The sequence below is a fragment of the Rhizobium sp. 007 genome (assembly GCF_015353075.1).
In the GTDB taxonomy this organism is placed as follows: Bacteria; Pseudomonadota; Alphaproteobacteria; order Rhizobiales; family Rhizobiaceae; genus Rhizobium.
On record NZ_CP064189.1, the window covers coordinates 342,221 to 368,655 of the forward strand.

A 26,435-nucleotide genomic window follows, 5' to 3' on the forward strand; every position below is an offset into this window, starting at 1 on the left:
CGATGACGACCGACCGTCAGACGAAGAGCTTCGCCTGAATTCGCGAGAAGATGCCATCGACTCCGAGATCTGAGTGGCATCAGGTGCGCCTAGAGTCCACACCACCTAAGGCTCGTGATATGGAGCGTGCCAGAACTACGCGGTTTTGTGGAACGCTCATCAATGTTTCGTGGCTACCTGGGATCGGCACAGCATGAATGGCCGCCGCACCTAGAACCCGGTCCCAACCGCGCATGGGTGAGCTTGCCTCTGGACCTATTGAGGCTTCATCAGGTGGTACCCGACGACTGATGAGAGGCTCAGTGGCATAAAACTGATGTACCTCAATTGGCAGCGACGGAACCCGATACGACTGTAGCGCCGCATGAAATTGCGCGCTTTTTTCATACATCAGAACAACGTTTTGGAGATCACGATCCAGAGGTATCGCCCCGATTTGCTGTGCCTTTTCAAGCAGCTGTGCGATCGAACTTTGTCTAGTAAAGCGTTCCAACACTTCGAAGCTCTCATCATCCAAGGATTCAAAAGAATCCAGTACTACTTCTCGTATCATTTGGGTGGGCGATATGCTTGATGGATTTGCAGGTAGCGTAACATCGATGAGAGCGATGAACGACACAGCGTCATCGAGACTCAGCAAGCGCTGTGCGATTGCGTAAGCCAATATTCCGCCTGATGAGTATCCAGCCAAGCGATATGGACCCCGCGGCTGAATCTCTCTGATCGCCACGATGATCTCCGCGGCTATCGCCTCAAGGGTTGGTGGACGAACTTCATCGAAAGACGGCCATGGCAAAGCATAGACGGGACAGTCTACGTCCATTTCCTTTACCAAACTGGGGACATAGGAACAATCGCCCAAACCTGTGGGAACAAAGAACAGCGGCGGCTGCGAGCCGGTTGCTTGAACGGATATCACTCCTGGATTGCTGAGCTGTGGTTCCAAGTCAATCTTCGATGCAAAGTCCGTCAGAACAGGGGCTTGGAAGAGGTCGGCGGTGCTGAACTTCAGCCCAAGATCTGATGCTCGGCTGAGCAGCTGCATCGCCAGCAAGGAATGTCCGCCGAGCTCGAAGAAGTGGTCGTGGCGTCCGACCCGCTCGACACCGAGGAGCTCGGCCCAGATCCCGGCCAGCGCCGTCTCGATCCCGCCCTGCGGCGCCTCATAGCTGCGGCGCGCATAGGCGTCGTCGGCCGGCGCCGGCAGCCCCTTGCGGTCGAGCTTGCCGTTCGCCGTCAAGGGCAGCGCCTCGAGCCGCACGAACGCCGACGGCACCATGTAGTCCGGCAGCCGCCCGCCCAGATGCGCCCGCAAGGCGACGGCCAGCCCGCTTCCATCGTCGTCGTCCGATCCGGCCTCGGGTCCACACACGACATAGGCGACAAGGTGCTTGTCGCCGGCGCGGTCCTGGCGCGCCACCACCGCCGCCTCGCGCACCCGGGCGTGCTCGCAAAGCCGTGCGGCGATCTCGCCCGGCTCGATGCGGAAGCCGCGGATCTTCACCTGGTCGTCGTTGCGGCCCAGAAACTCCAGATTGCCGTCCGGCAGATACCGCGCCAGGTCGCCGGTCCGGTACATCCGGGCGCCTGCCTCATCGCTGAACGGATCGGCCAAAAACCGCTCGGCCGTCAGCTTGGGCCGGTTCAGGTAGCCCCGCGCAACCCCTGCCCCGCCGATGTAAAGCTCGCCCACCGCCCCGAACGGCACGGGCTGGGCAAACCGATCCAACAGATAGGCCACCGAATTGCGAATTGGTCGACCCAGCGGCACCCGTTGCCGGCCATCGAACTCAGCAGGCACCGGATAGCAAAGACTAAAGGTGGTGTTCTCTGTCGGGCCGTAGCCATTTGAGATTCGCAGCGTCGGATGTCGCTTCTGGCATGCCCTGATGGAAGCGATGGAGACCTCCTCGCCCCCGACCAGCAGTTGCTGTAGCCGATTGGTGCTCCGCCCCTCCGCGACATAGACGTCGAACAACCGGGCAGTCATCCAAGCGATGGTGACGCCTTGGTCCTGGATGATCTGGGCCAGCGTTGCGGTCGAGAGGTGACGTCCAGGATAGAGCACAACCCTGGCGCCGTTCGCCAAGGCACCCCAGACCTCGAACGTGGTCGCGTCGAATGTCGGCGAGGAGGCATTGAGAAAGATGTCCTGCGGCGAGATTTCGACGAAATCGTTGCCCGCCACCAGACGCACCAACCCCCGATGCTCGACCATGACCCCCTTTGGGGTTCCGGTTGAGCCTGAGGTGTAGATGACATAGGCGAGATGGCGCGCGGTCAGGCCAAGGGCGCGCGGGTCCGGGTTCGAGGCCGGCAGTTCGGCCCAGGCCGGGGTGGCCGTCTCCAGATCGATCACCGTCAGATCGACAAGCGCCTCGGCGCCGAGTGCGGCGCGTCCGGCGGCATCGCAAAGCAGCAGGTGCGGTGCGGCATCCTCGACAACCTGCCGCAGCCGCGCCGACGGATAGGCCGGATCCAGCGGCAGATAGGCGCCGCCCGCCTTGAGGATCGCCAAAAGTCCCACCACCATCGCCGGGCTGCGTTCCAGGCAGATCGCCACCGGCTGATCCGGCTTCACACCCAGCCCGATCAGATGATGGGCCAGCCGGTTGGCCCGGGCGTTGAGCTCGCCATAGCTCAGGCGGTCGTCCTCATGGACGAGGGCGACGGCTTCGGGTGCGCGCCGGACCTGCTGCTCGAACAGCTCGTGGATGCACCGCTCCGACGGATAGGCCGCCGCCGTCCGGTTCAGATCCTCCAGCAGATAGCTGCGTTCGGCGGCCGGCAGGATATCGAGCTCGCGCACCGGCCTATTGGGGGCATGCTCCAGCGCCTCGGCCAGTTGCTCGAGCACCTGCTGCATGTAGCCGCAGACCCGATCCGCAGACACGGGCTCCGCCACCTGCGCCGTCAGGCCGAGCGCCTCGCCAAAATCCTCCACCGACAGGGTCAGCGGATAGTTGGTGCGCTCCTCGCCGCCCAGCCATTCCATGCCGGACAGGACATCATCCGCTTCGCAGGCGAGCGCCGGCGTGTTGTGACGGTAGTTCAACAGCGCGCTGAACAGCGGCGCCGGCGCCGCCACCCCGCTGCAGCGTTGCGCCAGCGCCAGCGAGGCATGCTCGTGCGCCAGCAGCTCGGAAAGCCGCGCATGGGTGGTCCGCACGCTCGCCTCGACCCCGGTCCCGTCGAGGTCGAGCCGCACAGGCAGGGTGTTGATGAACAGGCCCAGCGCCCGGTCGGCGCCCGCACCCGCATGCATGCGGCCGAACAGCACCGTGCCGAACACCACCTGCTCACGGCCGCTTGCACGCGCCACCACCTGCCCCCAGGCCAGATGGCAAAGGCTCGCCAGGCTTACCCCGAGCCGCCGCGCTTGTTGCCGCAGCCGATCGTTGAGCGCCTGCGGCAGCATCCGCCGTGCCTCGCCGACCCGCTGCCGTCGCCGCGACCTCGCTCAGCCCGAACGGCATGGTCGGCTCGTCGATGTCGGCCAACTGTTCCTGGAAGAACTCTTCATGCGCCTTGGCATCAACCCCCAGCCGCGCCTGCGCCACCAGATTGCGGAACGGCTGCGGTGCTGCCAGCTCATGCGCACGCCCGTCGAGCACGGCCCGCACCTCGGCATGCATCACTTCCAGCGTCGTGTGATCCCCGATCAGATGATGCTGCAGCTCCAGCAGCAGCCAGCGCCCGCTGCCCGGCTCGCGCGCGATCACAAACCGCAACAGCGGCGCCCGGCCAAGGTCGATGCGCTGCCGGCGTGGATCAAACCGGCGCCGGAGCTCCTCGGCGCCGGAACCGTCACAGTCATCCAGCTCGACCTCGCTCACCTGCAGCGGCGCTTTCCGCCAGACCACCTGGGCCGGGCTCGACAGCCCCTCCCAGACAAAGGCGGTGCGCAGGATGTCGTGCCGATCCACGACTTGCTGAACCGCCGCTAGATAGCGCTCCAGCAGACCCCGGTCGGCGAACGCCATCTGCGAGACCAGCAGATATGGATCGCCCCGGCTGGCCAGCAGATGATGGAACAGGATGCCGTCCTGCAGCGGCGACAGGCCATAAATGTCCTGGATGTTGCCGACGCCGCCGGGAACCGTGGCGACGATCCGGTCGATCTCCTCCTGGGTCAGATCGATGAGCGGCAGCATCTGCGGCGTAATCGCCGTACTCTCCTCGGTGATCAGGTTGGCAGGCACCGCCACCTCGTGATGGCTGCCCAGGCTTGCGGCGAGATCGGCCAGCACCGGCCTGGCGAACAGGGTGCGCACCTCCACCCCCAGCGACAGCCGCCGCAGCCGCTCCATCAATTGAACCGCCAGGAGCGAGTGGCCGCCGAGTTCGAAGAAGTTGTCGTGGCGGCCGACCCGCTCGACACCGAGGAGCTCGGCCCAGATCCCGGCCAGCGCCGTCTCGATCCCGCCCTGCGGCGCCGCATAGGCCGCCCGCGCATAGGCGTCGTCGGCCGGCGCCGGCAGCCCCTTGCGGTCGAGCTTGCCGTTCGCCGTCAACGGCAGCGCCTCGAGCCGCACGAACGCCGCCGGCACCATGTAGTCCGGCAGCCGCCCGCCCAGATGCGCCCGCAAGGCGACGGCCAGCCCGCTTCCATCGTCGTCGTCCGATCCGGCCTCGGGTCCACACACGACATAGGCGACAAGGTGCTTGTCGCCGGCGCGGTCCTGGCGCGCCACCACCGCCGCCTCGCGCACCCGGGCGTGCTCGCAAAGCCGGGCGGCGATCTCGCCCGGCTCGATGCGGAAGCCGCGGATCTTCACCTGGTCGTCGTTGCGGCCGAGGAACTCCAGATTGCCGTCCGGCAGATACCGCCCCAGGTCGCCGGTCCGGTACAGCCGGGCCCCTGCCTCATCGCTGAACGGATCTGCCAGGAACCGCTCCGCCGTCAGCTCGGGGCGGTTCAGGTAGCCACGCGCCACCCCCGCCCCGCCGATGTAAAGCTCGCCCACCGCCCCGAACGGCACGGGCGCACCATGTCCGTCCAGCAGATACACCCGCGTGTTGGCAATCGGACGGCCGATCGTCTCAACGACAGCCTCTCCCCTCGGCATGCAAATCCAGGTCGAGTACGTCGTCGTTTCCGAAGGAGCGTACAGATTACAGATCTTCTCTACGCCACTGCTCTCGAAGACCCTCTCGATCAGATCTGCCTTCAGCCGCTCACCCGCCAAATTGATCACGCTGGTCGAAGCCGGCACGGCTTGCTGGTCGACCAGAGCGGCGATCGCCGAGGGGACCGTGTTGATCAAGGAGACATCCAAGGGCGTCTGCGCCAGCGCCAGTGCATCCTCGACAAGATAAAGAGTGCTTCCTTGCGACAGCGGAACGAAGCACTCATAGACGGACAAATCAAAACTGATCGAGGTAGAAAACAGCGTGCGGCTGATCTCTGACTCCGCAAACACGCCGCTGCTCCAATGCAGCAGGTTGACGGTGCTGGCGTGCTCGACCATGACGCCCTTTGGGGTTCCGGTGGAGCCGGAGGTGTAGATGACATAGGCGAGATGGCGTGCGGTCAGGCCAAGGGCGCTCGGGTCCGGGTTCGAGGCCGGCAGTTCGGCCCAGGCCGGGGTCGCCGTCTCCAGATCGATCACCGTCAGATCGACCGTCGCCTCCGGGCCGAGTGCGGCGCGTCCGGCCGGATCGCAAAGCAGCAGGTGCGGTGCGGCATCCTCGACAACCTGCCGCAGCCGCGCGCACGGATAGGCCGGGTCCAGCGGCAGATAGGCGCCGCCCGCCTTGAGGATCGCCAAAAGTCCCACCACCATCGACGGGCTGCGCTCCAGGCAGATCGCCACCGGCTGATCCGGCCTGACCCCGAGCCCGATCAGATGATGGGCCAGCCGGTTGGCCCGCGCGTTGAGCTCGCCATAGCTCAGCGTCTCGTCCTCATGAACCACCGCCACGGCATCCGGCGCACGCTGCACCTGCGCCTCGAACAGTTCGTGGACGCAACCGTCCGACGGATAATCGGCCGCCGTCCGGTTCAGATCCTCCAGCAGATAGCTGCGTTCGGCGGCCGGCAGGATATCGATGCGGCCGACCGGCTGCCCGGCATCAGCAACCATCGCTCGCAGCAACGCCAGCAGATAACCACGCTGCCGCTCGATCGTCGCCTGATCGAACAGCGCCGTGGCATAACCAAACGTTCCGGCTATGACCTCATCGCACTCGCCAAGGCTCAGCTCCAGATCGAACTTGACCTGATCGAGCCCGTCCCCGGCCGCCTCCACGCTCAGCCCGGCAAGGTCGAACGACCCGACGGCGTTGTTCTGCCAGGCCAACATCACCTGGAACAGCGGCGTGTGATCGAGATGCCGGGGCGGCTTGACGATCTCCACCACCTGCTCGAACGGCAGGTCCTGATGCTCCTGTGCAGCCAGGGCCGTGCGCCGCGTCCGTTCCAGAAGCTCCGACACATCAGGCTCGCCCGACAGGTCGACCCGAAGCGCCAGGGTGTTGACGAAGAAGCCGATCAACTCTTCGATCTCGCCCCGGCCGCGATTGGCGCTCGGCACGCCGATCACAAGGTCGTCCTGCCCCGACAGACGCGACAGCACCGCCGCCCAGGCCGCCAGCACCGTCATGAACAAGGTCGTGCCATGCTGCCGGCTCAGCCGCTTCAGCCCCCGCGTCAGGTCCGCATCGATGACAACAGGCACACTGGCCCCGGCAAACGACTGCTGGGCCGGCCGCGCACGGTCCGTCGGCAAGGCAAGTCGGGCCGGAGCGCCGGACAGGGCGTCGCGCCAATACTGCGCCTGGCTCTGCAGCCGTTCCCCCGACAGCCATTGGCGTTGCCAGGCGGCATAATCCGGGTACTGGATCGCCAGCGGCGGCAAAGGATCGTCCTCTCCAGCCGCAAACGCCCGGTAAAGCTGACTGAGTTCACGCATCAGCACGCCCATCGACCAGCCGTCCGAGACGATATGATGCTGGGTCAGCAGGAAGACGTGCTCCGCATCCGACATCCGGATCAGACGCCCGCGGATCAGCGGCCCGCGCGCAAGATCGAATGGCGTGCGCGCCTCTTCATGACACAGATCCAGAAGCGCCGCCTCAGCATCCGGCCGGCCCTGCAGATCGTGCTCCAGCACCGGCAACCCCGCCTCCGGCGGCAGAACCTCAACCCGGGGCTTGCCCTCCGGTGCGACAAAGACACTGCGCAGCGCCTCATGACGGGCAAACAAATGGTCAAGGCTGCGCTGCCAGGCGGTGCGGTCGAGCCCACCACGCAGCCGCAAGGCAAGCGGAATGTGATAGTTGGTGCTGCCCTCGTCCAGCTGCGCCAAAAACCATAGCCGCTGCTGCGCAAACGACAGCACAAGCGGCTCATGACGCGACACGGCCGCAATCGCCGGCAGCTCTTGCGGACCGGCGCGGCTCAACGCCTCGACGATGCTTGCCGCCAGATCGGAAAGCACCGGCCTGGCAAACAGCCTCGTCAGCGGCAGCGCGACGCCAACAGCCTGCGACAGCCGGCTCGAGAGCTGCACCGCCAGCAAGGAGTGGCCGCCGAGCTCGAAGAAGTGGTCGTGGCGTCCGACCCGCTCCAGCCCCAGAAGCTCGGCCCAGATCCCGGCCAGCGCCGTCTCGATCTCGCCTTGCGGCGCCTCATAGCTGCGGCGCGCATAGGCGTCGTCGGCCGGCGCCGGCAGCCCCTTGCGGTCGAGCTTGCCGTTCGCCGTCAAGGGCAGCGCCTCGAGCCGCACGAACGCCGACGGCACCATGTAGTCCGGCAGCCGCCCGCCCAGATGCGCCCGCAAGGCGACGGCCAGCCCGCTTCCATCGTCGTCGTCCGATCCGGCCTCGGGTCCACACACGACATAGGCGACAAGGTGCTTGTCGCCGGCGCGGTCCTGGCGCGCCACCACCACCGCCTCGCGCACCCGGGCGTGCTCGCAAAGCCGTGCGGCGATCTCGCCCGGCTCGATGCGGAAGCCGCGGATCTTCACCTGGTCGTCGTTGCGGCCCAGAAACTCCAGATTGCCGTCCGGCAGATAGCGCCCCAGGTCGCCGGTCCGGTACAGCCGATCGCCGTCCACAAAGGGACTGGCGATGAACCGCTCGGCCGTCAGCTCCGGCCGGTTGAGATAGCCGCGCGCCACCCCCGCCCCGCCGACATAAAGCTCACCCGCCGCCCCGAACGGCACGGGCGCACCATGACCGTCCAGCAGATACACCCGCGTGTTGGCAATCGGACGGCCGATCGGGACAACTGACCCATCAAAATCAGCCGGGCAATTCCAGGCCGTCACGTCGATAGCAGCTTCCGTGGGACCATATAGATTGTGCAGGCCAGTCCAAGGCAATACGCGCCGAACCTTGTGCGCAAGGGAGGCAGCAAGTGCCTCGCCACTGCACACGAGACGCTGCAGTGATGTGCAGCGATCAACGCTCTTCGCGTCCATAAAGCTGACCAGCATGGATGGTACAAAGTGCGCAGTGGTGATGCGATGACTGATTATAAGGTTTACAAGGGCATCGGGGTCTTTGTGTGCAGCCGGAGGCGCCAGTACCAGGGTCGCCCCCTCAAGCAACGTCCAGAAGAATTCCCAGGCCGAGACGTCGAAGCCAAATGGCGTCTTCTGCAAGACGACATCAGTCGCATTGAGAGCGTAGGCTTTCTGCATCCAGATCAGGCGATTGAGAATAGCCCGATGCTCATTCTGTGCCCCTTTGGGTGTTCCGGTGGAGCCGGAGGTGTAGATGACATAGGCGAGATGGCGTGTGGTCAGGCCAAGGGCGCGCGGGTCCGGGTTCGAGGCCGGCAGTTCGGCCCAGGCCGGGGTGGCCGTCTCCAGATCGACCACCGTCAGATCGGCGAGCGCCTCCGGGCCGAGTGCGGCGCGGCCGGCGGCATCGCAAAGCAGCAGGTGCGGTGCGGCATCCTCGACAACCTGCCGCAGCCGCGCCGACGGATAGGCCGGGTCCAGCGGCAGATAGGCGCCGCCCGCCTTGAGGATCGCCAAAAGTCCCACCACCATCGCCGGGCTGCGCTCCAGGCAGATCGCCACCGGCTGATCCGGCTTCACACCCAGCGCAATCAGATGATGGGCCAGCCGGTTGGCCCGGGCGTTCAGTTCGCCATAGCAGATCGACTGCTCTTCGAAGACCACCGCCACCGCCTCCGGCGCCTTTTGCACCTGCTGCTCGAACAGCTCGTGGATGCAGCGCTCCGACGGATAGGCCGCCGCCGTCCGGTTCAGATCCTCCAGCAGATAGCTGCGCTCGGCGGCCGGCAGGATATCGAGCTCGCGCACCGGCCTATTGGGGGCATGCTCCAGCGCCTCGGCCAATTGCTCGAGCACCTGCTGCATGTAGCCGCAGACCCGATCCGCAGACACGGGCTCCGCCACCTGCGCCGTCAGGCCGAGCGCCTCGCCAAAATCCTCCACCGACAGGGTCAGCGGATAGTTGGTGCGCTCCTCGCCGCCCAGCCATTCCATGCCGGACAGGAGATCATCCGCTTCGCAGGCGAGCGCCGGCGTGTTGTGACGGTAGTTCAACAGCGCGCTGAACAGCGGCGCCGGCGCCGCCACCCCGCTGCAGCGTTGCGCCAGCGCCAGCGAGGCATGCTCGTGCGCCAGCAGCTCGGAAAGCCGCGCATGGGTGGTCCGCACGCTCGCCTCGACCCCGGTCCCGTCGAGGTCGAGCCGCACAGGCAGGGTGTTGATGAACAGGCCCAGCGCCCGGTCGGCGCCCGCACCCGCATGCATGCGGCCGAACAGCACCGTGCCGAACACCACCTGCTCACGGCCGCTTGCACGCGCCACCACCTGCCCCCAGGCCAGATGGCAAAGGCTCGCCAGGCTTACCCCGAGCCGCCGCGCTTGTTGCCGCAGCCGATCGTTGAGCGCCTGCGGCAGCATCCGCCGTGCCTCGCCGACCCCGCGTGCCGTCGCCGCGCACCTCGCTCAGCCCGAACGGCATGGTCGGCTCGTCGATGTCGGCCAACTGTTCCTGGAAGAACTCTTCATGCGCCTTGGCATCAACCCCCAGCCGCGCCTGCGCCACCAGATTGCGGAACGGCTGCGGTGCTGCCAGCTCATGCGCACGCCCGTCGAGCACGGCCCGCACCTCGGCATGCATCACTTCCAGCGTCGTGTGATCCCCGATCAGATGATGCTGCAGCTCCAGCAGCAGCCAGCGCCCGCTGCCCGGCTCGCGCGCGATCACAAACCGCAACAGCGGCGCCCGGCCAAGGTCGATGCGCTGCCGGCGTGGATCAAACCGGCGCCGGAGCTCATCGGCGCCGGAACCGTCACAGTCATCCAGCTCGACCTCGCTCACCTGTAGCGGCGCACGCCGCCACACCACCTGGGCCGGGCTCGACAGCCCCTCCCAGACAAAGGCGGTGCGCAGGATGTCGTGCCGATCCACGACTTGCTGAACCGCCGCTAGATAGCGCTCCAGCAGACCCCGGTCGGCGAACGCCATCTGCGAGACCAGCAGATATGGATCGCCCCGGCTGGCCAGCAGATGATGGAACAGGATGCCGTCCTGCAGCGGCGACAGGCCATAAATGTCCTGGATGTTGCCGACGCCGCCGGGAACCGTGGCGACGATCCGGTCGATCTCCTCCTGGGTCAGATCGATGAGCGGCAGCATCTGCGGCGTAATCGCCGTACTCTCCTCGGTGATCAGGTTGGCAGGCACCGCCACCTCGTGATGGCTGCCCAGGCTTGCGGCGAGATCGGCCAGCACCGGCCTGGCGAACAGGGTGCGCACCTCCACCCCCAGCGACAGCCGCCGCAGCCGCTCCATCAATTGAACCGCCAGGAGCGAGTGGCCGCCAAGTTCGAAGAAGTTGTCGTGGCGGCCGATCCGCTCGACCCCGAGCAGCCCTTGCCAGATCCCGGCCAGCAGCGTCTCGACCTCGCCCTGCGGCGCCTCATAGCTGCGGCGCGCATAGGCGTCGTCGGCCGGCGCCGGCAGCCCCTTGCGGTCGAGCTTGCCGTTCGCCGTCAACGGCAGCGCCGATAGCCGCACGAACGCCGACGGCACCATGTAGTCCGGCAGCCGCCCGCCCAGATGCGCCCGCAAGGCGACGGCCAGCCCGCTTCCATCCTCGTCGTCCGATCCGGCCTCGGGTCCACACACGACATAGGCGACAAGGTGCTTGTCGCCGGCGCGGTCCTGGCGCGCCACCACCACCGCCTCGCGCACCCAGGCGTGCTCGCAAAGCCGCGCGGCGATCTCGCCCGGCTCGATGCGGAAGCCGCGGATCTTCACCTGGTCGTCGTTGCGGCCCAGAAACTCCAGATTGCCGTCCGGCAGATACCGCGCCAGATCGCCGGTCCGGTACATCCGGGCGCCTGCCTCATCGCTGAACGGATCGGCCAGGAACCGCTCCGCCGTCAGATCGGGACGGTTGAGGTAGCCACGCGCCACCCCCGCCCCGCCGATGTAAAGCTCGCCCACCGCCCCGAACGGAACCGGCTGGCCGAAGCGATCCAACAAGTACAACCGAAGATCGGGGATGGGCTTTCCGATCAGATTGGCCGAGTTGGAGGTGTCAGATTGATTTAGAGGCCGATAGGTTACATGCACGATCGCTTCCGTGATGCCGTACATGTTGATCAATTGCGGGGCACTGTCTGAATGCCTTTCATACCACGGCTTTAGAATGGATGGCTGCAGAGCCTCCCCACCAAAAATCACATATCGAAGGCGGTTTCGAACATTGCTCGGGAATTCTACATCCATGAAAGCTTTAAAAGCCGAGGGCGTCTGATTGAGAACCGTGACGCCAGACTTGCAGACTAGCTCATGGAAGTCTGGAGCAGAACGGGCGGTATTACTCGGCACAAGAATCAAACGCCCGCCATAGCGCAGTGCGCCCCACAATTCCCACACCGAGAAGTCGAACGAGATGGAATGGAACAGGCACCATACGTCGTGTTCGGTGAAGCCATACCAGTCCTGGGTCGCCTCGAACAGACGAGCCATCTGAGCATGCTCGACCATGACGCCTTTGGGCGTTCCGGTGGAGCCTGAGGTGTAGATGACATAGGCGAGATGGCTGGGGGTCAGGCCAAGGGCGCGCGGGTCCGGGTTCGAGGCCGGCAGTTCGGCCCAGGCCGGGGTCGCCGTCTCCAGATCGACCACCGTCAGATCGACAAGCGCCTCGGGGCCGAGTGCGGCGCGGCCGGCCGCATCGCAAAGCAGCAGGTGCGGTGCGGCATCCTCGACAATCTGCCGCAGCCGCGCCGACGGATAGGCCGGGTCCAGCGGCAGATAGGCGCCGCCCGCCTTGAGGATCGCCAAAAGTCCCACCACCATCGCCGGGCTGCGCTCCAGGCAGATCGCCACCGGCTGATCCGGCTTCACACCCAGCGCAATCAGATGATGGGCCAGCCGGTTGGCCCGGGCGTTCAGTTCGCCATAGCAGATCGACTGCTCTTCGAAGACCACCGCCACCGCCTCCGGCGCCTTTTGCACCTGCTGCTCGAACAGCTCGTGGATGCAGCGCTCCGACGGATAGGCCGCCGCCGTCCGGTTCAGATCCTCCAGCAGATAGCTGCGCTCGGCGGCCGGCAGGATATCGAGCTCGCGCACCGGCCTATTGGGGGCATGCTCCAGCGCCTCGGCCAATTGCTCGAGCACCTGCTGCATGTAGCCGCAGACCCGATCCGCAGACACGGGCTCCGCCACCTGCGCCGTCAGGCCGAGCGCCTCGCCAAAATCCTCCACCGACAGGGTCAGCGGATAGTTGGTGCGCTCCTCGCCGCCCAGCCATTCCATGCCGGACAGGAGATCATCCGCTTCGCAGGCGAGCGCCGGCGTGTTGTGACGGTAGTTCAACAGCGCGCTGAACAGCGGCGCCGGCGCCGCCACCCCGCTGCAGCGTTGCGCCAGCGCCAGCGAGGCATGCTCGTGCGCCAGCAGCTCGGAAAGCCGCGCATGGGTGGTCCGCACGCTCGCCTCGACCCCGGTCCCGTCGAGGTCGAGCCGCACAGGCAGGGTGTTGATGAACAGGCCCAGCGCCCGGTCGGCGCCCGCACCCGCATGCATGCGGCCGAACAGCACCGTGCCGAACACCACCTGCTCACGGCCGCTTGCACGCGCCACCACCTGCCCCCAGGCCAGATGGCAAAGGCTCGCCAGGCTTACCCCGAGCCGCCGCGCTTGTTGCCGCAGCCGATCGTTGAGCGCCTGCGGCAGCATCCGCCGCGCCTCGTGAGACCCGATGCCATCACCATAGACCTCGCTCAGCCCAAACGGCATGGTCGGCTCGTCGATGTCGGCCAACTGTTCCTGGAAGAACTCTTCATGCGCCTTGGCATCAACCCCCAGCCGCGCCTGCGCCACCAGATTGCGGAACGGCTGCGGTGCTGCCAGCTCATGCGCACGCCCGTCGAGCACGGCCCGCACCTCGGCATGCATCACTTCCAGCGTCGTGTGATCCCCGATCAGATGATGCTGCAGCTCCAGCAGCAGCCAGCGCCCGCTGCCCGGCTCGCGCGCGATCACAAACCGCAACAGCGGCGCCCGGCCAAGGTCGATGCGCTGCCGGCGTGGATCAAACCGGCGCCGGAGCTCCTCGGCGCCGGAACCGTCACAGTCATCCAGCTCGACCTCGCTCACCTGCAGCGGCGCACGCCGCCACACCACCTGGGCCGGGCTCGACAGCCCCTCCCAGACAAAGGCGGTGCGCAGGATGTCGTGCCGATCCACGACTTGCTGAACCGCCGCTAGATAGCGCTCCAGCAGACCCCGGTCGGCGAACGCCATCTGCGAGACCAGCAGATATGGATCGCCCCGGCTGGCCAGCAGATGATGGAACAGGATGCCGTCCTGCAGCGGCGACAGGCCATAAATGTCCTGGATGTTGCCGACGCCGCCGGGAACCGTGGCGACGATCCGGTCGATCTCCGGCTGGGCCAGCGCGATGAGCGGCAGCATCTGCGGCGTAATCGCCGTACTCTCCTCGGTGATCAGGTTGGCAGGCACCGCCACCTCGTGATGGCTGCCCAGGCTTGCGGCGAGATCGGCCAGCACCGGCCTGGCGAACAGGGTGCGCACCTCCACCCCCAGCGACAGCCGCCGCAGCCGCTCCATCAATTGAACCGCCAGCAAGGAATGGCCGCCGAGCTCGAAGAAGTGGTCGTGGCGTCCGACCCGCTCCAGCCCCAGAAGCTCGGCCCAGATCCCGGCCAGCGCCGTCTCGATCTCGCCTTGCGGCGCCTCATAGCTGCGGCGCGCATAGGCGTCGTCGGCCGGCGCCGGCAGCCCCTTGCGGTCGAGCTTGCCGTTCGCCGTCAAGGGCAGCGCTTCGAGCCGCACGAACGCCGACGGCACCATGTAGTCCGGCAGCCGCCCGCCCAGATGCGCCCGCAAGGCGACGGCCAGCCCGCTTCCATCCTCGTCGTCCGATCCGGCCTCGGGTCCACACACGACATAGGCGACAAGGTGCTTGTCGCCGGCGCGGTCCTGGCGCGCCACCACCGCCGCCTCGCGCACCCGGGCGTGCTCGCAAAGCCGGGCGGCGATCTCGCCCGGCTCGATGCGGAAGCCGCGGATCTTCACCTGGTCGTCGTTGCGGCCCAGAAACTCCAGATTGCCGTCCGGCAGATACCGCCCCAGGTCGCCGGTCCGGTACATCCGGGCGCCTGCCTCATCGCTGAACGGATCGGCCAAAAACCGCTCGGCCGTCAGCTTGGGCCGGTTCAGGTAGCCCCGCGCAACCCCTGCCCCGCCGATGTAAAGCTCGCCCACCGCCCCGAACGGCACGGGCTGGGCAAACCGATCCAACAGATAGGCCACCGAATTGCGAATTGGTCGACCCAGCGGCACCCGTTGCCGGCCATCGAACTCAGCAGGCACCGGATAGCAAAGACTAAAGGTGGTGTTCTCTGTCGGGCCGTAGCCATTTGAGATTCGCAGCGTCGGATGTCGCTTCTGGCATGCCCTGATGGAAGCGATGGAGACCTCCTCGCCCCCGACCAGCAGTTGCTGTAGCCGATTGGTGCTCCGCCCCTCCGCGACATAGACGTCGAACAACCGGGCAGTCATCCAAGCGATGGTGACGCCTTGGTCCTGGATGATCTGGGCCAGCGTTGCGGTCGAGAGGTGACGTTCAGGATAGAGCACAACCCTGGCGCCGTTCGCCAAGGCACCCCAGACCTCGAACGTGGTCGCGTCGAATGTCGGCGAGGAGGCATTGAGAAAGATGTCCTGCGGCGAGATTTCGACGAAATCGTTGCCCGCCACCAGACGCACCAATCCCCGATGCTCGACCATGACGCCTTTGGGCGTTCCGGTGGAGCCTGAGGTGTAGATGACATAGGCGAGATGGCTGGGGGTCAGGCCAAGGGCGCGCGGGTCCGGGTTCGAGGCCGGCAGTTCGGCCCAGGCCGGGGTGGCCGTCTCCAGATCGATCACCGTCAGATCGACAAGCGCCTCCGGGCCGAGTGCGGCGCGTCCGACGGCATCGCAAAGCAGCAGGTGCGGTGCGGCATCCTCGAGCACCTGCCGCAGCCGCGCGCACGGATAGGCCGGGTCCAGCGGCAGATAGGCGCCGCCCGCCTTGAGGATCGCCAAAAGTCCCACCACCATCGCCGGGCTGCGCTCCAGGCAGATCGCCACCGGCTGATCCGGCTTCACACCCAGCGCAATCAGATGATGGGCCAGCCGGTTGGCCTGGGCGTTGAGCGCGCCATAGCTCAGCTCTTCGTCCTCATGGACGAGGGCGACGGCTTCGGGTGCGCGCCGGACCTGTTGCTCGAACAGCTCGTGGATGCAGCGCTCCGACGGATAGGCCGCCGCCGTCCGGTTCAGATCCTCCAGCAGATAGGTGCGCTCATCTGATGACAGCAGCTCGATGCGGCCGACCGGCTGGTCGGCATCGGCAACCATCGCCCGCAGCAGCGCCAGCAGATAACCACGCTGCCGCTCGATCGTCGCCTGATCGAACAGCGCCGTCGCATAGCCGAACGTTCCGGCGATCTCCTCACCACGCTCGCCAAGGCTCAGCTCCAGATCGAACTTGACCTGATCGAGCCCCTCGCCCGCAGCCTCCACGTTCAGCCCGGCAAGGTCGAACGACCCGACGGCGTTGTTCTGCCAGGCCAACATCACCTGGAACAGCGGCGTGTGATCAAGATGCCGGGGCGGCTTGACGATCTCCACCACCTGTTCGAACGGCAGGTCCTGATGCTCCTGCGCAGCCAGGGCCGTGCGCCGCGTCCGTTCCAGAAGCTCCGACACATCAGGTTCGCCCGACAGGTCGACCCGAAGCGCCAGGGTGTTGACGAAGAAGCCTATCAACTCTTCGATCTCGCCCCGGCCGCGATTGGCGCTCGGCACGCCGATCACAAGGTCGTCCTGCCCCGACAGACGCGACAGCACCGCCGCCCAGGCCGCCAGCACCGTCATGAACAACGTCGTGCCATGCTGCCGGCTCAGCCGCTTCAGACCCCGCGTCAGATCCTGGTCGATGACAACAGGCACACTGGCCCCGGCAAACGACTGCTGGGCCGGACGCGCACGGTCCGTCGGCAAGGCAAGACGGGCCGGAGCGCCGGCCAGGGCGTCGCGCCAATACTGCGCCTGGCGCTGCAGCCGTTCCCCCGACAGCCATTGCCGTTGCCAGGCGGCATAATCCGGGTACTGGATCGCCAGCGGCGGCAAAGGATCGTCCTCTCCAGCCTCGAACGCCCGGTAAAGCTGACTGAGTTCACGCACCAGCACGCCCATCGACCAGCCGTCCGAGACGATATGATGCTGGGTCAACAGGAAGACGTGTTCCGCATCCGACATCCGGATCAGCCGCCCGCGGATCAGCGGCCCGCGCGCAAGATCGAATGGCGTGCGCGCCTCTTCATGGCACAGATCCAGAAGCGCCGCCTCTGCATCCGGCCGGCCCCGCAGATCGTGCTCGAGCACCGGCAACCCCGCATCCGGCGGCAGAACCTCAACCCGGGGCTTGCCCTCCGGTGCGACAAAGACACTGCGCAGCGCCTCGTGACGGGCAAACAAATGGTCAAGGCTGCGCTGCCAGGCGACGCGGTCGAGCACTCCCCGCAGCCGCAGGGCCAGCGGCATGTGATAGTTGGTGCTCTCCGCGTCCAACTGTGACAAGAACCAGAGACGCTGCTGCGAATAGGAAAGCGGAAGCGCACCATCACGTCCGACTGGCATGATGGCCGGTGCTGCCTGCGCACCAGAACCGTTCAGCACTTCGCCAACACTTAGCGCCAAATCGGCCAATGTCGGCCTGGCGAACAGCGTCGTCAGCGGCATCTCGACACCGAGAGCCTGCGGCAGCCGGCTCATCAGCTGCACCGCGAGCAGCGAATGGCCGCCGAGTTCGAAGAAGTGGTCGTGGCGGCCGACCCGCTCGATCCCGAGAAGCTCTTCCCAGATCGCCGCCAGCGCCGTCTCGACCGCGCCCTGCGGCGCCTCATAGGTCCGGCGCGCATAGGCATCGTCCTCCGGAACAGGCAGCGCCTTGCGGTCGAGCTTGCCGTTCGGCGTCAGCGGCAGTGCCGATAGCCGCACGAAGGCCGACGGCACCATGTAGTCGGGCAGGCAGGCACTCAGATGGGCGCGCAAGGCACCGGCAAGGTCGGACTTCTCGGCCTCGCCGGCTTGCTCCGCCGCCGCAACCACATAGGCGATCAGCCGTTTGCCGCCGGCGCCATCCTCTCGCGCCACCACGACGGCGTCACGCACAAGCGCGTGCTCGCAAAGCCGGGCGGCGATCTCGCCCGGCTCGATGCGGAAGCCGCGGATCTTCACCTGCTCGTCGTTGCGGCCCAGAAACTCCAGATTGCCGTCCGGCAGGTAGCGGGCCAGGTCGCCGGTCCGGTACAGCCGGTCGCCCGCCACAAAGGGGCTGGCGATGAACCGCTCGGCCGTCAGCTCCGGCCGGTTGAGATAGCTGCGCGCCACCCCCGCCCCGCCGACATAAAGCTCACCCGCCGCCCCGAACGGCACGGGCGCACCATGACCGTCCAGCAGATACACCCGCGTGTTGGCAATCGGACGGCCGATCGGGACAACTGACCCATCAAAATCAGCCGGGCAATTCCAGGCCGTCACGTCGATAGCAGCTTCCGTGGGACCATATAGATTGTGCAGGCCAGTCCAAGGCAATACGCGCCGAACCTTGTGCGCAAGGGAGGCAGCAAGTGCCTCGCCACTGCACACGAGACGCTGCAGTGATGTGCAGCGATCAACGCTCTTCGCGTCCATAAAGCTGACCAGCATGGATGGTACAAAGTGCGCAGTGGTGATGCGATGACTGATTATAAGGTTTACAAGGGCATCGGGGTCTTTGTGTGCAGCCGGAGGCGCCAGTACCAGGGTCGCCCCCTCAAGCAACGTCCAGAAGAATTCCCAGGCCGAGACGTCGAAGCCAAATGGCGTCTTCTGCAAGACGACATCAGTCGCATTGAGAGCGTAGGCTTTCTGCATCCAGATCAGGCGATTGAGAATAGCCCGATGCTCATTCTGTGCCCCTTTGGGTGTTCCGGTGGAGCCGGAGGTGTAGATGACATAGGCGAGATGGCGTGTGGTCAGGCCAAGGGCGCGCGGGTCCGGGTTCGAGGCCGGCAGTTCGGCCCAGGCCGGGGTGGCCGTCTCCAGATCGACCACCGTCAGATCGGCGAGCGCCTCCGGGCCGAGTGCGGCGCGTCCGGCCGCATCGCAAAGCAGCAGGTGCGGCGCGGCATCGCCGAGCACCTGCCGCAGCCGCGCCGACGGATAGGCCGGATCCAGCGGCAGATAGGCGCCGCCCGCCTTGAGGATCGCCAAAAGTCCCACCACCATCGCCGGGCTGCGCTCCAGGCAGATCGCCACCGGCTGATCCGGCTTCACACCCAGCGCAATCAGATGATGGGCCAGCCGGTTGGCCCGGGCGTTGAGCTCGCCATAGCTCAGGCGGTCGTCCTCATGGACGAGGGCGACGGCTTCGGGTGCGCGCCGGACCTGCTGCTCGAACAGCTCGTGGATGCACCGCTCCGACGGATAATCCGCCGCCGTCCGGTTCAGATCCTCCAGCAGATAGCTGCGTTCGGCGGCCGGCAGGATGTCGAGCTCGCGCACCGGCCTATTGGGGGCATGCTCCAGCGCCTCGGCCAATTGCTCGAGCACCTGCTGCATGTAGCCGCAGACCCGATCCGCAGACACGGGCTCCGCCACCTGCGCCGTCAGGCCGAGCGCCTCGCCAAAATCCTCCACCGACAGGGTCAGCGGATAGTTGGTGCGCTCCTCGCCGCCCAGCCATTCCATGCCGGACAGGAGATCATCCGCTTCGCAGGCGAGCGCCGGCGTGTTGTGACGGTAGTTCAACAGCGCGCTGAACAGCGGCGCCGGCGCCGCCACCCCGCTGCAGCGTTGCGCCAGCGCCAGCGAGGCATGCTCGTGCGCCAGCAGCTCGGAAAGCCGCGCATGGGTGGTCCGCACGCTCGCCTCGACCCCGGTCCCGTCGAGGTCGAGCCGCACAGGCAGGGTGTTGATGAACAGGCCCAGCGCCCGGTCGGCGCCCGCACCCGCATGCATGCGGCCGAACAGCACCGTGCCGAACACCACCTGCTCACGGCCGCTTGCACGCGCCACCACCTGCCCCCAGGCCAGATGGCAAAGGCTCGCCAGGCTTACCCCGAGCCGCCGCGCTTGTTGCCGCAGCCGATCGTTGAGCGCCTGCGGCAGCATCCGCCGCGCCTCGTGAGACCCGATGCCATCACCATAGACCTCGCTCAGCCCAAACGGCATGGTCGGCTCGTCGATGTCGGCCAACTGTTCCTGGAAGAACTCTTCATGCGCCTTGGCATCAACCCCCAGCCGCGCCTGCGCCACCAGATTGCGGAACGGCTGCGGCGCTGCCAGCTCATGCGCACGCCCGTCGAGCACGGCCCGCACCTCGGCATGCATCACTTCCAGCGTCGTGTGATCCCCGATCAGATGATGCTGCAGCTCCAGCAGCAGCCAGCGCCCGCTGCCCGGCTCGCGCGCGATCACAAACCGCAACAGCGGCGCCCGGCCAAGGTCGATGCGCTGCCGGCGTGGATCAAACCGGCGCCGGAGCTCCTCGGCGCCGGAACCGTCACAGTCATCCAGCTCGACCTCGCTCACCTGCAGCGGCGCTTTCCGCCAGACCACCTGGGCCGGGCTCGACAGCCCCTCCCAGACAAAGGCGGTGCGCAGGATGTCGTGCCGATCCACGACTTGCTGAACCGCCGCTAGATAGCGCTCCAGCAGACCCCGGTCGGCGAACGCCATCTGCGAGACCAGCAGATATGGATCGCCCCGGCTGGCCAGCAGATGATGGAACAGGATGCCGTCCTGCAGCGGCGACAGGCCATAAATGTCCTGGATGTTGCCGACGCCGCCGGGAACCGTGGCGACGATCCGGTCGATCTCCTCCTGGGTCAGCGCGATGAGCGGCAGCATCTGCGGCGTAATCGCCGTACTCTCCTCGGTGATCAGGTTGGCAGGCACCGCCACCTCGTGATGGCTGCCCAGGCTGGCGGCGAGATCGGCCAGCACCGGCCTGGCGAACAGGGTGCGCACCTCCACCCCCAGCGACAGCCGCCGCAGCCGCTCCATCAATTGAACCGCCAGGAGCGAGTGGCCGCCGAGTTCGAAGAAGTGGTCGTGGCGTCCGACCCGCTCGACACCGAGGAGCTCGGCCCAGATCCCGGCCAGCGCCGTCTCGATCCCGCCCTGCGGCGCCTCATAGCTGCGGCGCGCATAGGCGTCGTCGGCCGGCGCCGGCAGCCCCTTGCGGTCGAGCTTGCCGTTCGCCGTCAACGGCAGCGCCGATAGCCGCACGAACGCCGACGGCACCATGTAGTCCGGCAGCCGCCCGCCCAGATGCGCCCGCAAGGCGACGGCCAGCCCGCTTCCATCGTCGTCGTCCGATCCGGCCTCGGGTCCACACACGACATAGGCGACAAGGTGCTTGTCGCCGGCGCGGTCCTGGCGCGCCACCACCGCCGCCTCGCGCACCCGGGCGTGCTCGCAAAGCCGCGCGGCGATCTCGCCCGGCTCGATGCGGAAGCCGCGGATCTTCACCTGGTCGTCGTTGCGGCCCAGAAACTCCAGATTGCCGTCCGGCAGATAGCGCGCCAGGTCGCCGGTCCGGTACAGCCGGGCGCCTGCCTCATCGCTGAACGGATCGGCCAGGAAACGCTCGGCCGTCAGCTCGGGGCGGTTGAGGTAGCCACGCGCTACACCGGCACCCCCGATATACAACTCCCCGACCGCTCCATACGGCACGGGCGCACCATGACCGTCCAGAAGATACACCCGCGTGTTGGCAATCGGACGGCCGATATGTGGCACAACGTTGTCACTGAAGAGCCGTCCCGAGGTTGCCACGACGGTGGCTTCCGTCGGGCCATAATTGTTTATTAACTTGAGAGGCGACGGGAGCCGGGAAGGCACACGCTGGAGACGATCACCGCCGATCAGCAGGTATCCCAATTTTGGATTTACCAACTTGTCTTCCAATGCGATCGCCGCCAGCGGGGTGGTCAAAAAGGCAGCGTCCAACGCCTGATCACGCCACCATTGCAGCAGACGAAGAGGCTCTTCTGCCGATGCTCCGGGCGGGAGCAGCAATGTGCTACGATTGCATAATGCGGACCATACTTCCCAGGTGCTGGCATCGAACGCTGATCCAGCCGTGAGCGCGCAGCACGTTTCTGGTTGCAGACAAAACGTTTGCACATGCCATGATATAAGATTGACTAAGTTCTGATGCTCGACCATGACGCCTTTGGGCGTTCCGGTGGAGCCGGAGGTGTAGATGACATAGGCGAGATGGCGCGCGGTCAGGCCAAGGGCGCTCGGGTCTGGGTCCGAGGCCGGCAGTTCGGCCCAGGCCGGGGTCGCCGTCTCCAGATCGACCACCGTCAGATCGGCGAGCGCCTCCGGGCCGAGTGCGGCGCGTCCGGCCGCATCGCAAAGCAGCAGGTGCGGCGCGGCATCGCCGAGCACCTGCCGCAGCCGCGCCGACGGATAGGCCGGATCCAGCGGCAGATAGGCGCCGCCCGCCTTGAGGATCGCCAAAAGTCCCACCACCATCGCCGGGCTGCGCTCCAGGCAGATGGCCACCGGCTGGTCCGGCCTGACCCCGAGCCCGATCAGATGATGGGCCAGCCGGTTGGCCCGGGCGTTCAGTTCGCCATAGCAGATCGACTGCTCTTCGAAGACCACCGCCACCGCCTCCGGCGCCTTTTGCACCTGCTGCTCGAACAGCTCGTGGATGCAGCGCTCCGACGGATAATCCGCCGCCGTCCGGTTCAGATCCTCCAGCAGATAGCTGCGTTCGGCGGCCGGCAGGATGTCGAGCTCGCGCACCGGCCTATTGGGGGCATGCTCCAGCGCCTCGGCCAATTGCTCGAGCACCTGCTGCATGTAGCCGCAGACCCGATCCGCAGACACGGGCTCCGCCACCTGCGCCGTCAGGCCGAGCGCCTCGCCAAAATCCTCCACCGACAGGGTCAGCGGATAGTTGGTGCGCTCCTCGCCGCCCAGCCATTCCATGCCGGACAGGAGATCATCCGCTTCGCAGGCGAGCGCCGGCGTGTTGTGACGGTAGTTCAACAGCGCGCTGAACAGCGGCGCCGGCGCCGCCACCCCGCTGCAGCGTTGCGCCAGCGCCAGCGAGGCATGCTCGTGCGCCAGCAGCTCGGAAAGCCGCGCATGGGTGGTCCGCACGCTCGCCTCGACCCCGGTCCCGTCGAGGTCGAGCCGCACAGGCAGGGTGTTGATGAACAGGCCCAGCGCCCGGTCGGCGCCCGCACCCGCATGCATGCGGCCGAACAGCACCGTGCCGAACACCACCTGCTCACGGCCGCTTGCACGCGCCACCACCTGCCCCCAGGCCAGATGGCAAAGGCTCGCCAGGCTTACCCCGAGCCGCCGCGCTTGTTGCCGCAGCCGATCGTTGAGCGCCTGCGGCAGCATCCGCCGCGCCTCGTGAGACCCGATGCCATCACCATAGACCTCGCTCAGCCCAAACGGCATGGTCGGCTCGTCGATGTCGGCCAACTGTTCCTGGAAGAACTCTTCATGCGCCTTGGCATCAACCCCCAGCCGCGCCTGCGCCACCAGATTGCGGAACGGCTGCGGTGCTGCCAGCTCATGCGCACGCCCGTCGAGCACGGCCCGCACCTCGGCATGCATCACTTCCAGCGTCGTGTGATCCCCGATCAGATGATGCTGCAGCTCCAGCAGCAGCCAGCGCCCGCTGCCCGGCTCGCGCGCGATCACAAACCGCAACAGCGGCGCCCGGCCAAGGTCGATGCGCTGCCGGCGTGGATCAAACCGGCGCCGGAGCTCCTCGGCGCCGGAACCGTCACAGTCATCCAGCTCGACCTCGCTCACCTGCAGCGGCGCTTTCCGCCAGACCACCTGGGCCGGGCTCGACAGCCCCTCCCAGACAAAGGCGGTGCGCAGGATGTCGTGCCGATCCACGACTTGCTGAACCGCCGCTAGATAGCGCTCCAGCAGACCCCGGTCGGCGAACGCCATCTGCGAGACCAGCAGATATGGATCGCCCCGGCTGGCCAGCAGATGATGGAACAGGATGCCGTCCTGCAGCGGCGACAGGCCATAAATGTCCTGGATGTTGCCGACGCCGCCGGGAACCGTGGCGACGATCCGGTCGATCTCCTCCTGGGTCAGATCGATGAGCGGCAGCATCTGCGGCGTAATCGCCGTACTCTCCTCGGTGATCAGGTTGGCAGGCACCGCCACCTCGTGATGGCTGCCCAGGCTGGCGGCGAGATCGGCCAGCACCGGCCTGGCGAACAGGGTGCGCACCTCCACCCCCAGCGACAGCCGCCGCAGCCGCTCCATCAATTGAACCGCCAGGAGCGAGTGGCCGCCGAGTTCGAAGAAGTGGTCGTGGCGTCCGACCCGCTCGACACCGAGGAGCTCGGCCCAGATCCCGGCCAGCGCCGTCTCGATCCCGCCCTGCGGCGCCTCATAGCTGCGGCGCGCATAGGCGTCGTCGGCCGGCGCCGGCAGCCCCTTGCGGTCGAGCTTGCCGTTCGCCGTCAAGGGCAGCGCCTCCAACCGCACGAACGCCGACGGCACCATGTAGTCCGGCAGCCGCCCGCCCAGATGCGCCCGCAAGGCGACGGCCAGCCCGCTTCCATCGTCGTCGTCCGATCCGGCCTCGGGTCCACACACGACATAGGCGACAAGGTGCTTGTCGCCGGCGCGGTCCTGGCGCGCCACCACCGCCGCCTCGCGCACCCGGGCGTGCTCGCAAAGCCGGGCGGCGATCTCGCCCGGCTCGATGCGGAAGCCGCGGATCTTCACCTGGTCGTCGTTGCGGCCCAGAAACTCCAGATTGCCGTCCGGCAGATACCGCCCCAGGTCGCCGGTCCGGTACATCCGGGCGCCTGCCTCATCGCTGAACGGATCGGCCAAAAACCGCTCGGCCGTCAGCTTGGGCCGGTTCAGGTAGCCCCGCGCAACCCCTGCCCCGCCGATGTAAAGCTCGCCCACCGCCCCGAACGGCACGGGCTGGGCAAACCGATCCAACAGATAGGCCACCGAATTGCGAATTGGTCGACCCAGCGGCACCCGTTGCCGGCCATCGAACTCAGCAGGCACCGGATAGCAAAGACTAAAGGTGGTGTTCTCTGTCGGGCCGTAGCCATTTGAGATTCGCAGCGTCGGATGTCGCTTCTGGCATGCCCTGATGGAAGCGATGGAGACCTCCTCGCCCCCGACCAGCAGTTGCTGTAGCCGATTGGTGCTCCGCCCCTCCGCGACATAGACGTCGAACAACCGGGCAGTCATCCAAGCGATGGTGACGCCTTGGTCCTGGATGATCTGGGCCAGCGTTGCGGTCGAGAGGTGACGTTCAGGATAGAGCACAACCCTGGCGCCGTTCGCCAAGGCACCCCAGACCTCGAACGTGGTCGCGTCGAATGTCGGCGAGGAGGCATTGAGAAAGATGTCCTGCGGCGAGATTTCGACGAAATCGTTGCCCGCCACCAGACGCACCAACCCCCGATGCTCGACCATGACGCCCTTTGGGGTTCCGGTGGAGCCGGAGGTGTAGATGACATAGGCGAGATGGCGCGGGCTCAGGCCAAGGGCGCGCGGGTCCGGGTTCGAGGCCGGCAGTTCGGCCCAGGCCGGGGTGGCCGTCTCCAGATCGACCACCGTCAGATCGGCGAGCGCCTCCGGGCCGAGTGCGGCGCGGCCGGCGGCATCGCAAAGCAGCAGGTGCGGTGCGGCATCCTCGACAACCTGCCGCAGCCGCGCCGACGGATAGGCCGGGTCCAGCGGCAGATAGGCGCCGCCCGCCTTGAGGATCGCCAAAAGTCCCACCACCATCGCCGGGCTGCGCTCCAGGCAGATCGCCACCGGCTGATCCGGCTTCACACCCAGCGCAATCAGATGATGGGCCAGCCGGTTGGCCCGGGCGTTCAGTTCGCCATAGCAGATCGACTGCTCTTCGAAGACCACCGCCACCGCCTCCGGCGCCTTTTGCACCTGCTGCTCGAACAGCTCGTGGATGCAGCGCTCCGACGGATAGGCCGCCGCCGTCCGGTTCAGATCCTCCAGCAGATAGCTGCGCTCGGCGGCCGGCAGGATATCGAGCTCGCGCACCGGCCTATTGGGGGCATGCTCCAGCGCCTCGGCCAATTGCTCGAGCACCTGCTGCATGTAGCCGCAGACCCGATCCGCAGACACGGGCTCCGCCACCTGCGCCGTCAGGCCGAGCGCCTCGCCAAAATCCTCCACCGACAGGGTCAGCGGATAGTTGGTGCGCTCCTCGCCGCCCAGCCATTCCATGCCGGACAGGAGATCATCCGCTTCGCAGGCGAGCGCCGCGTGTTGTGACGGTAGTTCAACAGCGCGCTGAACAGCGGCGCCGGCGCCGCCACCCCGCTGCAGCGTTGCGCCAGCGCCAGCGAGGCATGCTCGTGCGCCAGCAGCTCGGAAAGCCGCGCATGGGTGGTCCGCACGCTCGCCTCGACCCCGGTCCCGTCGAGGTCGAGCCGCACAGGCAGGGTGTTGATGAACAGGCCCAGCGCCCGGTCGGCGCCCGCACCCGCATGCATGCGGCCGAACAGCACCGTGCCGAACACCACCTGCTCACGGCCGCTTGCACGCGCCACCACCTGCCCCCAGGCCAGATGGCAAAGGCTCGCCAGGCTTACCCGAGCCGCCGCGCTTGTTGCCGCAGCCGATCGTTGAGCGCCTGCGGCAGCATCCGCCGTGCCTCGCCGACCCCGCTGCCGTCGCCGCGCACCTCGCTCAGCCCGAACGGCATGGTCGGCTCGTCGATGTCGGCCAACTGTTCCTGGAAGAACTCTTCATGCGCCTTGGCATCAACCCCCAGCCGCGCCTGCGCCACCAGATTGCGGAACGGCTGCGGCGCTGCCAGCTCATGCGCACGCCCGTCGAGCACGGCCCGCACCTCGGCATGCATC

The 26,435-nt window shown here is 66.7% G+C and carries 4 protein-coding genes and 1 pseudogene; all 5 read right to left on the reverse strand.

Translation table 11 applies throughout. From position 1 onward, the window contains the following. Window positions 1-79 precede the first annotated feature (79 nt). The 5 genes and pseudogenes from ISN39_RS38085 to ISN39_RS37180 all read right to left on the reverse strand — a co-directional run bounded on the left by ISN39_RS38085 (window position 80) and on the right by ISN39_RS37180 (window position 26,434). The gene (locus ISN39_RS38085) at window positions 80-3,418 is read right to left on the reverse strand and encodes a non-ribosomal peptide synthetase (protein WP_194732177.1); all 3,339 of its coding nucleotides are present in this window, start codon (window positions 3,416-3,418) and stop codon (window positions 80-82) included. After that, entirely contained in the window at window positions 3,300-9,890 is a 6,591-nt protein-coding gene (locus ISN39_RS38090; RefSeq protein WP_194732178.1) for a non-ribosomal peptide synthetase, read from the reverse strand. The genes ISN39_RS38085 and ISN39_RS38090 overlap by 119 nt, the downstream gene beginning before the upstream one ends. After that, the gene (locus ISN39_RS38095; protein WP_194732179.1) at window positions 9,772-25,794 is read right to left on the reverse strand and encodes a non-ribosomal peptide synthetase; all 16,023 of its coding nucleotides are present in this window, start codon (window positions 25,792-25,794) and stop codon (window positions 9,772-9,774) included. The genes ISN39_RS38090 and ISN39_RS38095 overlap by 119 nt, the downstream gene beginning before the upstream one ends. Next, window positions 25,752-26,171 (reverse strand): annotated as a pseudogene (locus ISN39_RS37175) (condensation domain-containing protein); the annotation flags it as partial. The pseudogene ISN39_RS37175 and the gene ISN39_RS38095, both read right to left, overlap by 43 nt. Beyond that, the gene (locus tag ISN39_RS37180) at window positions 26,159-26,434 is read right to left on the reverse strand and encodes a hypothetical protein (RefSeq protein ID WP_246763559.1); all 276 of its coding nucleotides are present in this window, start codon (window positions 26,432-26,434) and stop codon (window positions 26,159-26,161) included. The pseudogene ISN39_RS37175 and the gene ISN39_RS37180, both read right to left, overlap by 13 nt. Between the last annotated feature and the right edge of the window lies 1 nt (window position 26,435).